Genomic DNA, 15,075 nt, shown 5'->3' with positions numbered 1-15,075 from the left:
AGAGGCGGCAGGCTTATGGCGGGCAAGAAGGCGGATTCCACGACGGAAGCGGGCAGGGCGGCGACCCGCGCGCCGGTTGTGGCTGCGCTGGACCTGGGCCAGTCCAAGGTCGCTTGCTTCATCATGAAGCCGGACGGCGTCCGTCACGCCGATCGCACCATCCGCGTCGCCGGCGCCAGCCATGTCCAGTCCAAGGGCGTGCGGGGCGGAGCCATCGTCAATATGGACGAGGCCGCGCAAGCCATCGGCCACGCCGTCGAACGGGCCGAACGCACGGCCGGCGCTCCGGTCTCGGGCGTCATCGTCACCACCGCCATCGGCCAGATGGCCAGCCATCGCGTACAGGCCCGCGTCTCCCTGGGCGCCAATCCCGTCGGCGATGCCGATCTGGCCCGCGCCATCGGCATGGCCCTCGCCCAGATCCGCCTGCCGAACCGCCGCCCGATCCACGTCCTGCCGATCGGCTGGTCGGTCGACGGCGCCCGCGGCGTGCACGATCCCCGCGCCATGCGCGGCGGTTCGCTGGGGCTCGACCTGCTGGTCGTGTCGATGGCCGAGAGCGCGTTCGCGTCCCTGAGCCACTGTCTGGAACTGGCCCACCTCGACCTGCAGGGCGTGGCCGCCGCGCCGGTGGTCTCCTCCCTGTCCTCGCTCGAGGAAGACGAGATGGATCTGGGCTGCGTCTGCATCGACATGGGCGGCGGTTCGACCTCCGCCGCCGTCTGGGGCGGCCGGTCCCTGCTGCACATCGAATCGCTCAACGTCGGCGGGGATCACGTCACCTCCGACATCGCGCGCGGCCTCTCGACGTCGAAGGCGGGCGCCGAGCGGCTGAAGACCTTGCACGGCTCGGCCATGGCCAGCGCCAACGAGGATCGCGAGATGCTGGAGGCCCCGCCGCGCGGCGAGGACGCCGCCGCCGGTCCCGTCATCGTGCCCCGGGCCATGCTGAAGACCGTCATCGCGCCGCGTGTGGAAGAGACGCTGGAGTTGCTTCGGGACCGTCTGCGGAACGCAGGCGTGGGCCTTGAGCCCGGCGCCGGCCTGGTTCTGGCCGGGGGCGCGAGCCAGCTCAACGGCGTGCGGGAGCTCGCGGTGCGGGTGTTCGACCGGCCTGTGCGCCTCGGCCGCCCCCAGCGAGCCCCCCATCTGGCCGACTCAGCGGCCGGTCCGGCCTTCTGTTCGGCGGCCGGCGTCCTGTTGCGTGCGGCCTACGGGCCACGTGAGGCGGTGTCCGCCCGCAAACTGATGTCGCGGCAGATCAGCGCAGCGGATGCGCCGCGAGTACAGGGCGGCAATCTCGTAGCGCGGGCGGCGGGCTGGCTGCGTGACAATCTTTAGGGGATTTCCTCGCTGACTTCACCGTGTCCATGGTGTGTCCGAAGTGTAACAAATCCGAGTTCCATTCGCCGCAGTCGCGCCGCAATGGTTGCCCCGCTTCCATTCTCTGACTAGCAACGCGCCAGAACGGTCATCCTCGCAAGAGGACTGCCGCGTGTCATTCAGTCATTGGGGCCAAGCATATGCTAATTACTCGCAAGCACCTTTTCGGTACGACCATCATCGCGGGCGTCGTCGCCCTAGCGGCTCCTTCGTTCGCCCAGTCGTCGGCTCCTGCCTCGCAGGACCAAGACACCACGCAGGTTGAAGAAGTCGTCGTGACGGGTTCGCGCATCCGTCGCGTCGATCCGGCGAACGCTCCTCAGCCCCTGATCCAGGTCGGCCGTGAGGAAATCCTGCAGTCGGGCCAGCCGAACCTGGTCGACTATCTGGCCGACGTCCCCGCCCTGCAGGGCTCGCAAGTGCCGGAAGACACCACCGGCGCCGTGCTGAACACGGGCGGCCTGGCCCTGCTGAACCTGCGCAACCTCGGTTCGAACCGCACGCTGGTGCTGGTCGACGGACGCCGCCACGTCGGCGCGCCCCAGGGTCAGCTGCAGGTCGACGTCGACACCATCCCGTCCACGCTGATCCAGAACGTCGAAATCGTCACCGGCGGTTCGGCCGCCGTTTACGGCGCGGACGCCGTCTCGGGCGTCGTCAACTTCGTCATGCGTCGCGACTACGAAGGGCTGGAGATCGACACCTCCCTGAACCAAATCAACAAGAACGGCGAACTGAACGGCCGTATCTCGGTCACGGCCGGCGCCAACCTGCTGGACGACCGCCTGAACGTCTACGGCTTCGCCGAGTACCAGGAGAACCAAGCGGTCAAGGACGCCGACATCGCCTGGCGTCGTCGCGGCACCATCCTGCTGGGCGTCGATGCCGACCTGCCCCCGGGCGCCAACTTCGACGGCGTTCTCGACAACGTCCTCGTGGGCCCGCTGAATGACCTGCGCACGACGCGCGGTGGTATCGTCACCCTGGCCGGTCAGGTCCTGCCGACCTCGAACATCGCCGTCCTGCCCTGCGCCGCCACCACGGCCAGCCAGAACACCAACACCCTGTACGGCGGCGGCAACCTGTCGCAGGCCGGCAACTGCTTCGCCGCCGATCCGGGCCGCACCTTCGCGTTCGACTCGAGCGGCGTGGCTCGCGCCGCCAACTTCGGCTCGATTCGTTCGACGGCCGGTTATCACCGCACCCTGACGGTCGGCGGCGACGGCGAGAACACCCTGACGGGCCTCAGCCAGGTCGACCGGATTCCAGCTTCGAACCAGCAGCGTTACCAGGCCGGCGTCAACTTCGACCTGACCGACAGCATCAATATCTTCGGTGAAGCCAAGTATGTCACGGAAGAGAACTTCTACCGCGGCCAGCCGGCCTTCTTCGACATCGGCATCGGCAACGTTCCGGCCAACACCACGCCGGGCATCTTCTCGTCGAGCGCCTTCAACATCGGTCTGGACAACGCCTACCTCGATCCGACGGTTCGCGCCGCGATCCTGGCCAACACCCGCCCGGTGATCAACTCGGCCGGCGTCGTGACCGGCACTGTCGCCGACCAGCGCGCCGTCCTGTCGCTCATCACCCGCGACATCTCGGGAGACCGCAGCCAGCGCAACGAACGGACCGTCGAGCGCTACGTCGCCGGCATCCGCGGCGACGCCGACCGCTTCCTGTTCCTGAACGACTTCAACTGGGAAATCAGCGGCACCTACGGCAAGGTCGACAACTACAACCTGGAAGGCGACTCGCTCGACGTCGAACGCTTCCAGTTCCAGATCGACGCCGTTCGCGACACCCTGGGCCGCGTCAACGGCCAGCCCGGCCAGATCGTCTGCCGCGTCCAGCTGCTGGCCGCCCAAGGCATCGCCATCCCGGACCGTATCCGTGGCGGCACGCTGAGCCCGACCAACCCGACGGTGACCCAGTGCACCCCCGGCCGCGTATTCGGCGAAGGCGGCTTCTCCGACGCGGCCAAGGCCTACTCGGCCGCCGAGGTCTTCACCGCCCACACCAATGAGCAAACCGATGCGGTCGCCTTCGCTTCGGGTAACCTCTGGGACTTCTGGGGCGCCGGCCCGATCGGCATCGCCGCCGGTCTGGAATACCGCAAGGAAGAAACCGTCGGCACGGGCCGCGCTCAGTCCTACGGCGACCGCTTCCTGTTCCTGAACTCGAGCGCCGACTTCCCCGCCGCCGAGTACGACACCAAGGAGGCCTTCGCCGAGCTGCGCATCCCGCTGCTGCGCGACCTGCCTGGCGCTCAACTGCTCGAACTGGCCGGTGCGTACCGCACGTCCGACTACTCGACCATCGGCAAGGCCGACACCTACAACGTGACGGCCGTCTACCGTCCGGTCGAGGATATCATGTTCCGCGCCTCGGTCGGTGAAGCCATCCGCGTGCCGTCGCTGTCGGAAACCTTCCTGCCGCCGAGCCAGACGTTCGCCAACGGCTTCGTCGACCCCTGCGACTTCCAGCAGATCCGTAACGCTACGCCGGAAATCCAGGCCAACCGCCGCGCCAACTGTACGGCTCTGCTCGGCGCCGGTTACAACCCGGACTCGACGTCGATCCCGTCGTCCAGCGTCTCGGGCTTCAACCAGGGCAACCCCTTCCTGCTGCCGGAAGAGTCGGAAAGCTTCACCTTCTCGACCGTGCTGACGCCGCGCATCTTCCCGCGTCTGTCGATCGTTCTGGACTACTACCAGATCGAAATCTCGAACGTGATCTCGGCTGTGACCGCTCAAGCCGCCGCCAACCGTTGCGTGGACGGCGGAGCGCTCGACCCTGCCGCCTGCGCCACCCTGACCCGCGTCGGCGCTGCCGGCTCTGGCGGCACGGCTCCGTTCGGCGTGTCGAGCTTCATCCAGGGTTCGATCAACTTCGCCAAGACGAACAACTCGGGCATCGACTTCACCCTGAAGTACGACACGGACATCGCCGATACCTTCATCGGCCGCGACTGGGGCAACATCTCCTACTCGATCCGTGGCAACTACCTGATCCGTCAGGACGACTTCACGAACATCGCCCAGCCCGCCCAACAGACCAGCTTCGCTGGTTCGCTAGAACTGCCGCGCGTTCGCTTCCTGCAGTCGGTCACCTACTCGCCGTGGGCTGATCTGGCCGTGACCTGGAACATGGAGTTCCAGACGGCGCAGCAGCTCGTCGACAAGCAGGTCCTGCTGACGAACAACGACACGCGTGCGTTCAGCCAGTTCTTCACGCAGGACTACTTCCAGCACGACGTGACGGTCCGCTGGCAGGTCAACGACGAACTGGTGCTGCGTGGCGGTGTCGTGAACCTCCTGGATCGCGAGCCCGACGTCTACCTGGGCAACACGTCGGCCGATACGTTCGACTTCTACGGCCGTCGCTTCTTCATCGGCCTGAACTACAAGTACTAAGTCGGGTCAGACGACCTGAAGCTGGAAAGGGCGGCCCTCGGGCCGCCCTTTCTTTTTGTCCCCGACAAGCTTTTTTGCGGCCACGCTTGGGGACAGGCCTCGCCAGCGGTCCGACTCACGCTATCCGGTAACCTTCCCTTAACGACGATGAGCGATCCTTAACGCGCTCATAACCAATGCGAATCGGCGGGGACTCGCACTGGACAGTCAAAGGGCAGGGTCGGAACAAAGGTCGGTTTGAAGATGTCTCTCTCGCTGGTGCGCCCCACGGCCACGGAACTGAAGCCCCGGATCGTCGTCTTCGGCGTGGGCGGAGCAGGCGGCAACGCCGTCAACAACATGATCGACGCCGGCCTCGAAGGGGTCGAGTTCGTCGTCGCCAACACCGACGCCCAGCACCTGTCGTTCGCCAAGACCGACCAGCGCATTCAGCTGGGCGAGACGATCACGCAAGGTCTCGGCGCCGGCGCCCACCCTGAAGTCGGCATGAACGCCGCCGAGGAATCCGCCGACGAAATTCATGCGCACCTCGAAGGCGCGCACATGGTCTTCATCACTGCCGGCATGGGTGGCGGCACCGGCACCGGCGCCGCGCCGATCATCGCCAAATGCGCGCGCGACCGCGGCATCCTGACGGTCGGCGTCGTGACCAAGCCCTTCACCTTCGAAGGCCGTCACCGCATGCGTCTGGCCGATGCAGGCATCGCCGAGCTGCAACGCTACGTCGACACCCTGATCGTCATTCCGAACCAGAACCTGTTCCGCGTCGCCAATGAGCGCACGACCTTCGCCGACGCCTTCGGCATGGCCGACCAGGTCCTGCACTCGGGCGTTCGCTCGATCACCGACCTGATGATCCTGCCGGGTCTGATCAACCTCGACTTCGCCGACGTCCGCGCTGTGATGTCCGAGATGGGCAAGGCGATGATGGGCACGGGCGAGGCCTCGGGCGATGACCGCGCCCTGCTGGCCGCCCAGAACGCCATCGCCAACCCGCTGCTAGACGAGACCTCGCTCAAGGGCGCCAAGGCCGTGCTGGTGAACATCACCGGCGGTCTGGACATGACCCTGCTGGAAGTCGACGAGGCCGCAAACGCCATCTCGGCGGAAGTTGACGGCGACGCCAACATCATCTTCGGCGCCGCCTTCGATCCGGCTTTGGACGGCAAGATCCGCGTGTCGGTCGTCGCGACCGGCATGGACGAAGTCGCCACCGCCAAGATCGAGCCGGTCGCGCCGCGCCAGACCGCCTTCCACGACCCGCGTCGCGCCGCTCCGGTCGCCGAGGCTCCGCGCGCCCCTGAGCCCGTCCGCCAGCCGGTTCGCGCCGAGGCCGCCTATCGCGCGCCCGAGCCCGCCCCGGTCGTCCCGACCTTCCAGGCCCCGGAGCCGGTTGTCGCCCGTGCGCCCGAGCCGGTTATCCACGTCGCCGAAGAGCCCCGCTCGCTGGAGCCGATCGTCGATCCCTGGGTCGAGGAGTTCGAGGCCAAGCCCGCCGCCGTCTCCACGCGCGCCGACCAGGGCGACCTCTACATGGACCGCGCTCCGGCCGCGCCGCAGGTGTCGGAATACGACGAGCCGGCCTACGACGACCGCGATCACCGCAAGTCCGGCTGGAGCCTGTTCGGCAAGAAGCCGCGCGCCCAGACCGCTTACGCTCCGGCACCCGCGCCTTCGCGCGCCCAGCCGCAGCTGCGTCAGACCGCTCAGCCTGTGCAAGACCAGGCCCCGGTGGCGGAGGATGATCTGGAGATCCCGTCCTTTCTCCGCCGACTGGCGAACTAGAAGGTAAGGGATAGGGCTTAGGTCTCGGGGCTTAGGCCTTAGGGCCTAGGTCAGACTCAAACTTTGAAGGGCGGCTCGAGAGGGCCGCCCTTTTGCTCGTGAGACCATCAGTCCGTTTCGGCCTAAGCCCTAAGCTCTAAGCCCTAAGCTCTAAGCCCTAAGCCTTGGGCTCTCGGCTTGGTTACGATCTGCGAAACAATTCGAAACCCGACTTTGGTTTATGCGTTGTGGCGCCTTGGTTAGGGATCGATCTTCCGCTCATGCGCGCCTCCCCGTGCGCAGGGCGTTCAGTGGATTTCACCTTTGCCTCCTCGCCACGATCATCGCGAACGGACGCTGGTCGCCCCCGCCATCTGTGCGGGCGTGGGCGTGCACACGGGTCAGCGCGTGCGTCTCGCCATTCGTCCGGCGCCGACCGGGACGGGCATCGTCTTCGTCCGCACCGACATCACCGACCGTGACAACCGCATCGTCGTCTCGGGCGACGCCGTGGTCGACGCCCGTCTGAACACGATGATCGAGAACGCGGCCGGCGTTCGCCTGTCGACCATCGAGCATCTGATGGCCGCCTTCTGCGCGCTCGGCGTCTCGAACGCGATCGTCGAGGTGGACGGTCCCGAGCTGCCGATCCTGGACGGTTCGGCCCTGCCCTTCGTCCAGTTGCTGGACCGCGCCGGCTTCCGCCGCCAGCCGACGCCGATCCGCTACATAGAGATTCTGGAGTCGATCCACGTCACGGACGGCGACAAGCACGCGGCCCTGCTGCCCTGCGACCGCTACGAGATGCGGTTCGAGATCGATTTCGACAACGCCGTGATCGGCAATCAGGTCGTGGACTTCGTTGTCGACGAACAGACCTTCCGCGACGAGATCATGGCCGCACGCACCTTCGGCTTCGCCCATGAGGTCGAGGCCCTGCGTCAGGCCGGTCTGGCGCGCGGCGGTTCGCTGGAAAACGCGGTCGTCATCGATGGGGACGACATCCTGAACCCCGGCGGCCTGCGCATGGAGCGCGAGTTCGTGCGTCACAAGGCGCTGGACGCCATCGGCGACCTTTATGTCCTGGGCGCGCCGCTGCTGGGCCGTTACGAGGGCTACAAAGCCGGCCACGCGGTGAACAACCTGCTGGTCCGCGCTCTCCTGGCCGCGCCGCACGCGTGGCGCGAGGTCGTTCTCGAGCCGCAACTGGCCGAGGTCGGTTAAGCCGCTTCAACTTGCCGCAGCTTGGCTCTAGGGTCCCGGCCATCCCGTGATCTGGAGTTTCGGCATGTTCGCTTCCGTCCGTCGTCCGGCGCTTGCCGCCGTGTCCGCCCTCAGCCTGGCGACCGTGCTCGCCGGCCCCGCCATGGCTCAGGACGCCGCGACTATCCGCGCGGCCGAACGGGTTCGCGACGCCGCCCTGAGCGATACCGTGGCGATGGACTACGTCACGCAGCTGACAACGCGGTTCGGACCGCGCCCGGCCGGTTCGGCCTCCGAGACGGCCGCAGCCGAATGGGCCGCGGGCTATATGCGCGAGCAGGGCTTCAAGAACGTCCACATCCAGGAATTCCCGCTGGTCGGCTGGGAGCGGGGCCAGGAGAGCGCGTCCATCGTCGGCGCCCATCCTCAGCGTCTGGTCGTCGCCGCCCTCGGCCATTCGCCAGGTACGCCCGAAGGCGGCATCGAGGCCGAGGTCGTGCGGTTCACCTCACTGGAGGACCTGAACGCCGCGCCCGCCGGGTCGCTGACCGGCAAGATCGCCTACGTTGATGCCGGTCAGATGGTCGCCATGCAATCGGGCGCCGGATACGGGCCTCTTACGCGTATCCGGGGCGCAGGCCCTTCGGCGGCGGCGTCGAAGGGCGCCTTGGCCTTCATCATGCGTTCTGCCGGCTCTGACGACCACCGGATGCCGCACACCGGCACCACCCGCTACGTCAACGGAGTCGTGCCCATCCCCGGTTTCGCGCTTAGCGCCCCGGACGCGGACCAGCTCAGCCGACTGGTCTCCTACGGCGATCCGGTGCGGATCCACCTGTCGTCCACCGCCCACACCTATGAGACGACCTCGCACAATGTCATCGGCGACATGCCGGGGCGGGGCGACCGGGCGGACGAGATCATCGTCCTGGGCTCGCACATGGACAGCTGGGACCTCGGAACGGGCGCCATCGACGACGGCGCGGGCGGAGCGATCACCATCGCAGCGGCCAAGGCCATCGCTGAACAGGGTCGCACGGCCCGCACCGTCCGGGTTATCCTTTACGGATCGGAAGAGGTGGCTCAGCCGACCAACACCGGAAACGGCGGCGGCGCCTATCTGCGCAGCCTCTCGCCCGAGGACCTGGCCAACCACGTATTCACTGGCGAGAGCGATTTCGGGGCCGACCGGGTCTATGCCCTCCAACTGCCGGCCGGAGCGCAGACAAGCGCCTTCGCCGACGCCGCCAACCGTGTCCTTTATCCCATCGGCGTCCTGCGCTCGAACGAGCCGGAGACCGAAGGGGGCGCCGACATCGGCCCGATCGTCGAGGCAGGCGTTCCGGTCTTCGGCCTGAAGCAGGACGGCCTGCGCTATTTCGATCTGCACCACACGGCCGACGACACCCTGGACAAGATCGACCTTGAGCAGCTCCGCCAGAACGTCGCCGCCTGGGCCGCCCTCATCTGGCTTGTCGCCGATTCCAATGTGGACTTCCGCGCCATGCGTCCGGCGGAGTAAGGGGTACAAAGCTGCGGGCGTGGCGAAACTGGTAGACGCACCAGACTTAAAATCTGTCGACTTCGGTCATGCCGGTTCGACCCCGGCCGCCCGCACCAACCCTAACTCGTCAGGGCGCGAGGAAGTTTGAAAGTCACCGTCTCGGGCTCGCCGGGGTCATCGGCGAGGGTCACGGCGAAGCGCTGCTGAAGCGCCCTCACCACCGCCTCGACCAGCGGTTCGGGGGCGGATGCGCCGGCGGTGATGCCCACGGTCGAGACCTCGTCCAGCCACGACCAGTCGATCTGGGAGGCGTCGTCGATCAACCGGGCGTCGGCCGCCCCGGAGCGCAGGGCGACCTCGACCAACCGGATCGAGTTCGAGGAGTTTTTCGAGCCGACCACCAGGACCAGGTCGGACCCGTCCGCCAGTCGCTTCACCGCTTCCTGACGATTGGTGGTGGCGTAGCAGATGTCTTCCTTGTGCGGGTCGGGCAGTTCCGGGAAGCGTCGCTTGAGAACCGACAGAATCTCGGAAGTGTCGTCCAGCGAGAGAGTGGTCTGGGTGGCGTAAGCGAGCGGGGCGTCACCCGGACGCTGGAAAACTTCGGCGTCCTCGACCGTCTCGACCAGGCTGATGGCGCCCTCGGGCAACTGGCCGAGGGTTCCGACCACCTCAGGATGGCCGGCGTGGCCGATGAGGATGACGTGGCGGCCATTGGCGTGGTGGCGTTCAGCCTCGACGTGAACCTTGGAGACCAGGGGGCAGGTGGCGTCGAGAAACAGCATCTCGCGCGACCGGGCGGCGGCCGGCACGGACTTGGGCACGCCGTGGGCGGAGAAGACCACGGGCCGGTCGTCCGGGCATTCGTCCAGGTCCTTGACGAAGATCGCGCCAAGACCCTTGAGCCGATCCACCACATGCCTGTTGTGGACGATCTCGTGCCGGACGTAGACGGGCGCGCCGAATTTCTCGATGGCGCGCTCGACGATCTGGATGGCCCGGTCGACGCCGGCGCAGAAGCCACGCGGGGTGGCCATACGGACCGTGAGCGGCCGAAGCGCGACGTCGGGAGAAGGGGCGAACGCATCCATGGCCGAAACCTAGTCGTTCCGGCGCTGCGTCGCCACAGGGGCGGGCGCGATTGGTTTGCGACGCCTCGCTTTAGCCGCTATCAGGCGGGAAGCCTGACCGCGTTCCGTCAGCGCCAGATTTCCGGATTTCTCAATGCGCCTTGCGACCGTCGCCCTCGCCGCCTTGTCGGTCCTCGTCTCCGCCGGAGCCGCGTCGGCCCAGTCGCGCGACCCGGACGCTCGTCCGGAACGTGGCCGGAGCACCCAGCAGCAGCAGGAAGAGAACGGAGGACGCAGCCGGGCGCCCCGCATCGCTCCCCTTCGGTCCGTGCCCAACGCCGGCCCGTGCCCCTACGTCAAAATCCTTTACGACGCCGCGCGGTTCGTGGAACTGGAAGGCGGCCGGGCCGCCTCGGCCAACGTCGGTTACACCGGCGAGATTGAAGGGGTCACGGCGGGCTGCGCCTATCACGCCGACGAGCCGATCACGGTGCAGATGAACGTCCTGTTCAATCTGGGCCGGGGTCCCCAGGCCACGGCCGACCAGCGCACCTACCGCTACTGGATCGCGGTCACGGAGCGGAACCAGGCCGTCCTGGCCAAGGAGTATTTCGATCTGCCGGTGAACTTCGAAGGCGCACGAACGGCCTCGGTCACCGAAGAGCAGTCGGTGGTGATCCCGCGCGCCACGGCCGAAACCAGCGGCGGAAACTTCGAGGTCCTGATCGGCTTCGACGTGACGCCTGAGATGGCCGAGTTCAACCGTACCGGCAGCCGCTTCCGCATGACCGCGGGTCAGGCCGCGACGACGCCTCCGGCGCAATAAATGACCGATCTCAGGACCGATCTCGGCGAAGCGGTCGCGGCCGCCTTCGCCGCCGAAGGCGTGGATGCGTCCGTCGCGCGCGTGACCGCTTCCGACCGCCCCGACCTGGCCGATTTCCAGTCGAACGGCGCCCTGGCCGCCGCAAAGGCTCTGAAGGCCAATCCACGCGAACTGGCCGGCCGCGTGGCCGAGCGGCTGGTCGCCGATCCGCGCCTGTCGGCCGTCGAGGTCGCGGGGCCGGGTTTCATCAACCTCAAGGTTTCCGACGAGGCCCTGGCTTCGCGTGCGCAGGGCGTGGCGGATGATGCGGTTCTGGCGGGCGCTTCCAGTGTCGTCGAGCCGCGCAAGGTCGTCATCGACTACGCCGGCCCGAACGTGGCCAAGCCGATGCACGTCGGCCATCTGCGCTCATCCATCATCGGCGAGAGCCTGAAACGGCTGTTCCGCTTCCGGGGCGACACTGTGTGGGGCGACGCCCATTTCGGCGACTGGGGCTTCCAGATGGGTCTGCTCATTGTCGCCGTGGGCGATGAGGGCAAGGCGGACGCCTTCCTGGCCGACGGCGAAGGACCGTTCCCGGATCACAGCCCGGTCACCCTTGACGATCTTGAGCGCCTCTACCCGCTCGCGGCCGGCAAGGCCAAGGAAGACGCAGCCTATCGCGACCGCGCCAGAAAGGCGACGGCCGAGCTCCAGAGCGGCCGGCTCGGCTATCGGGCTCTGTGGCGACATTTCGTGGCGGTCAGCCGTACGGCGCTGGAGAGAGAGTTCGGAGCGCTGGATGTCACCTTCGACCTGTGGAACGGCGAGAGCGACGCCGATCCGCGCATGGCGGGGATGATCGCCGACCTGACAGCGAAGGGTTTGCTGGTCGAGGACGACGGCGCCCAGGTGGTGCACGTCGCCAGGCCCGGCGAGACACGCAAGAAGAAGCTGCCCGACGGTTCCGTGATCGAGGCGCCCAGCCCGCCGCCGCTGCTGGTGGTCTCATCCGAAGGCTCGGCCATGTACGGCACGACCGATCTGGCGACCATCGTCGACCGGCGCGAGACCCTGAACCCGGACCTGATCCTTTACGTCGTCGATGAACGTCAGGCCGAACATTTCGAGCAGGTCTATCGCGCCGCCTACCTGGCCGGTTACGCCAAGCCGGGCGAGCTGGAGCACCTGGGCTTCGGCACCATGAACGGCACGGACGGCAAGCCGTTCAAGACCCGCGCGGGCGGGGTGCTGAAGCTGCACGACCTGATCACCCAGGCGACCGACAAGGCGCGCGATCGGCTGAAGGAGGCCGAACTGGGCGCCGACCTTTCGCAAGACGAGTTCGAGGACATCGCCCACAAGGTGGCCATCGCGGCATTGAAGTTCGCCGATCTGTCGAACAGCCGCACGACCAGCTACGTCTTCGACCTCGACCGGTTCATGAGCTTCGAGGGCAAGACCGGGCCGTACCTCCTGTATCAGACCGTGCGGATCAAATCCCTGTTGCGAAAGGCCGAGGCCCAAGGCGTGCTGTCCGGGCCGATCTTCGTCAAGGAGCCGGCGGAACGGGATCTGGTCCTGACGCTGGACGCCTTCGATCAGGCCGTTTCGGACGCCTACGGCAAGCGAGCGCCGCACCTGATCGCCGAGCATGCTTACCGGCTGGCGCAGGCCTTTTCGAAGTTCTACGCGGCCTGCCCGGTGCTGGCAGCATCGGAGCCGGAGACGGTGGGGTCGCGTCTGGCCCTGTCTGCGGCGGCCCTGATGCAGCTGGAGACGGCGCTCAGGCTGTTGGGCATCGACACCCCAGAGCGGATGTAGGCTAGACTGGGCGTACCCAGCACGGATGCGACCATGTCCCTCGACGCCTATATCGCCGGCCTGCCCAAGGCCGAACTGCATCTGCATATCGAGGGCTCGCTCGAGCCCGAACTGATGTTCGAGCTGGCCCAGCGGAACGGGGTCCAGATTCCGTTCGACAGCGTGGATGCGGTGAGGGCGGCCTATGACTTCTCCAACCTGCAGGACTTCCTCGACATCTACTACGCCGGAGCGAACGTCCTTCTGACGCGGCGGGATTTCGAGGATCTGGCCTTCGCCTATTTCCAGAGGGCGGCGGCGGACAACGTCCGTCACGCCGAGATTTTCTTCGATCCCCAGACCCACACCGACCGGGGCGTAGAGTTCGGCGTGGTGGTGGAGGGGCTGATCGCCGGGATGGATCGGGCGAAGGCGGAACTGGGGGTCACCTCAGGCCTGATCCTGAGCTTCCTGCGGCACCTGACGGAGGCGGAGGCCTTCGCGACGCTGGAGATGGCCAAACCCTACCTGCACCATTTCATCGGGGTGGGGCTGGATTCCTCGGAGGTCGGGCATCCGCCGTCGAAGTTCGTGCGAGTCTTCGCGGCGGCGCGGGAACTGGGCCTGAAGCTCTGCGCCCACGCTGGCGAGGAGGGGCCGCCGGCTTATGTGCACGAGGCGCTCGACCTGTTGCACATCGACCGGATGGATCACGGAAACCGATCGATGGAAGACGAGAGCCTGATCCAGCGACTGGCCGCCCAGCAGATGACGCTGACGGTCTGTCCGCTGTCGAATCTCAAGCTCTGCGTCGTGAAGGACCTGAAGGACCACCCTGTGCCGGAGATGCTGCGTAGGGGCCTGCATGTGACGCTGAACTCGGACGATCCGGCCTATTTCGGCGGCTATGTGAACGCCAACTACATCCGGCTGGCCGAGGCGGTCGGGCTGTCGAAGGAGCAGATCACCGAGATAGCGAAGAACAGCTTCGAGGGGTCGTTCCTGTCGGACGCCGAGAAGCTGAAGCACATGGACGCCGTCGACCTATACGCCTCATCCTGAGGCGCTCACGGCCGCAGTGGGACAGTTCGTCCGGTTCGTCATGACGCGATTTTGGGTGACGAAACGTGACCAATCGTGACGAAACGGACGAAACTTCCGGTGTTCGCCCTCTCCGCGAACCGTGACCTGGGAGTATATGCCCCTCCGTCACCAAGGCGCGAAAATCGTGAGCCGTATCCCGCCCTGACTGACCGCGTCGGGATTCTGATGTCGAACATAAATTTATTCTCGGCAGGGTCTCCGACATCCCGAGCCACCGCCGATGTGAAAAGGGCCCCGGCGAACCGGAGCCCTCTCGTTCAGCGAGCCTGAGGGCTCAGCTGTTCTTGACGTCCTTCTGGCTGCCCGTGCCGCCATCCGAGACGTTCTCGACGATGGCGTTGCGGGAGCTTCGCCAAGTGTCGAAATCGGACGAGAACTTCTGACGCTTTTCGGAACGCCACTCGTCGTAATCGCGGTCGAACTTCGACATCTGCTGATCGCGCCAGTGCAGATAGTCGGGCTCGTAGTCGCTGCGACCGGTCGGCGCGCCGCCGCCACGACCTTCCCAGATCTGGGCGCCGGGGGCGTAGCCATGGTCGGGATTGTTCGAGCCGTAGCCGCCGCGATCGCCCCGGCCGGAACCTGCGCCGTACGCTCCGCGACCCCGGTCGTAGTTCTGGCTGGAGCCCTGGCCATAGGCGCGGCTGTAACCGTAGTCCTGACCGAACTCGCCCGAACGCGGCGACCGGCTATAGCCGCCGTCGCGGTTCCAGTCGGACCGACCCCCGTAGCCGCGCGAGGCGTCATGGGATGAAGCGCCATACTGGTCATAGGACGTCGGCGAACGCCCGTAATCGCCGCGACCTTCACGCGAAGACTGGCCGTAGCCCTCGGTGCGTCGGAAGTCGCGTTCGGCGCCGCCGGAGGACCAACTGCGACCTTCGTCGCGGTTCCGGTCGCGGGTTTCCCACGTCACGTCGTCGTCGCGCCAGCCGCTGGACTGGTTGTCATCGTAGCCGCGGTTGCGGTCGTTTCGATTTTGCATCGTTTTCTCCCTGACATGTCCGGCCGGGAGACCCGTCG

10 protein-coding genes and 1 tRNA gene are annotated in these 15,075 nt (G+C 66.7%); 9 read left to right on the top strand and 2 right to left on the bottom strand.

Annotated elements, in window-relative coordinates; translation table 11 throughout:
• Nucleotides 1–15: 15 nt before the first annotated feature.
• The 6 genes from ftsA (at nucleotide 16) to O5O43_RS09920 (ending at nucleotide 9,386) form a co-directional block, all read left to right on the top strand.
• Nucleotides 16–1,341 carry a cell division protein FtsA gene (ftsA, locus tag O5O43_RS09945; protein ID WP_271083730.1) on the top strand — a complete coding sequence of 442 codons (1,326 nt, stop codon included), beginning with the start codon at nucleotides 16–18 and terminating at the stop codon, nucleotides 1,339–1,341.
• Between the two features lie 317 nt (nucleotides 1,342–1,658).
• On the top strand, nucleotides 1,659–4,799 hold the full coding sequence (locus O5O43_RS09940; RefSeq protein WP_271083729.1) for a TonB-dependent receptor: 3,141 nt from the start codon (nucleotides 1,659–1,661) through the stop codon (nucleotides 4,797–4,799).
• Nucleotides 4,800–5,042: 243 nt separating this feature from the next.
• Entirely contained in the window at nucleotides 5,043–6,584 is a 1,542-nt protein-coding gene (gene ftsZ, locus O5O43_RS09935; RefSeq protein ID WP_271083728.1) for a cell division protein FtsZ, read from the top strand.
• A gap of 303 nt (nucleotides 6,585–6,887) precedes the next feature.
• Entirely contained in the window at nucleotides 6,888–7,787 is a 900-nt protein-coding gene (gene lpxC, locus O5O43_RS09930; RefSeq protein ID WP_271083727.1) for a UDP-3-O-acyl-N-acetylglucosamine deacetylase, read from the top strand.
• Between the two features lie 64 nt (nucleotides 7,788–7,851).
• Nucleotides 7,852–9,288 carry a M20/M25/M40 family metallo-hydrolase gene (locus O5O43_RS09925; protein WP_271083726.1) on the top strand — a complete coding sequence of 479 codons (1,437 nt, stop codon included), beginning with the start codon at nucleotides 7,852–7,854 and terminating at the stop codon, nucleotides 9,286–9,288.
• Between the two features lie 13 nt (nucleotides 9,289–9,301).
• Nucleotides 9,302–9,386, top strand: a tRNA-Leu gene (locus O5O43_RS09920).
• Between the two features lie 3 nt (nucleotides 9,387–9,389).
• Here O5O43_RS09920 and ispH read toward each other — a convergent pair.
• The gene (gene ispH, locus O5O43_RS09915) at nucleotides 9,390–10,361 is read right to left on the bottom strand and encodes a 4-hydroxy-3-methylbut-2-enyl diphosphate reductase (RefSeq protein WP_271083725.1); all 972 of its coding nucleotides are present in this window, start codon (nucleotides 10,359–10,361) and stop codon (nucleotides 9,390–9,392) included.
• Between the two features lie 133 nt (nucleotides 10,362–10,494).
• Here ispH and O5O43_RS09910 point away from each other — a divergent pair, with 133 nt between their 5' ends.
• Genes O5O43_RS09910 through O5O43_RS09900 form a run of 3 tightly spaced genes read left to right on the top strand, consistent with a single transcriptional unit; the run spans nucleotide 10,495 to nucleotide 14,010 of the window.
• Complete coding sequence (locus O5O43_RS09910; protein WP_271083724.1) at nucleotides 10,495–11,166, top strand: Tat pathway signal sequence domain protein; 672 nt, start codon at nucleotides 10,495–10,497, stop codon at nucleotides 11,164–11,166.
• On the top strand, nucleotides 11,167–12,969 hold the full coding sequence (gene argS / locus O5O43_RS09905) for an arginine--tRNA ligase (protein ID WP_271083723.1): 1,803 nt from the start codon (nucleotides 11,167–11,169) through the stop codon (nucleotides 12,967–12,969). It begins immediately after the preceding gene.
• Between the two features lie 33 nt (nucleotides 12,970–13,002).
• Complete coding sequence (locus O5O43_RS09900; RefSeq protein ID WP_271083722.1) at nucleotides 13,003–14,010, top strand: adenosine deaminase; 1,008 nt, start codon at nucleotides 13,003–13,005, stop codon at nucleotides 14,008–14,010.
• 316 nt (nucleotides 14,011–14,326) lie between these two features.
• Here the strand turns inward: O5O43_RS09900 and O5O43_RS09895 are convergent, their stop codons facing one another.
• The gene (locus O5O43_RS09895; RefSeq protein WP_271083721.1) at nucleotides 14,327–15,037 is read right to left on the bottom strand and encodes a hypothetical protein; all 711 of its coding nucleotides are present in this window, start codon (nucleotides 15,035–15,037) and stop codon (nucleotides 14,327–14,329) included.
• Nucleotides 15,038–15,075: the final 38 nt, after the last annotated feature.

Source organism: Brevundimonas sp. NIBR11 (assembly GCF_027912535.1).
Lineage (GTDB): Bacteria > Pseudomonadota > Alphaproteobacteria > Caulobacterales > Caulobacteraceae > Brevundimonas.
Note: the sequence above shows the minus strand (reverse complement) of the source record. Positions and strands in the feature narration are given on the sequence as shown.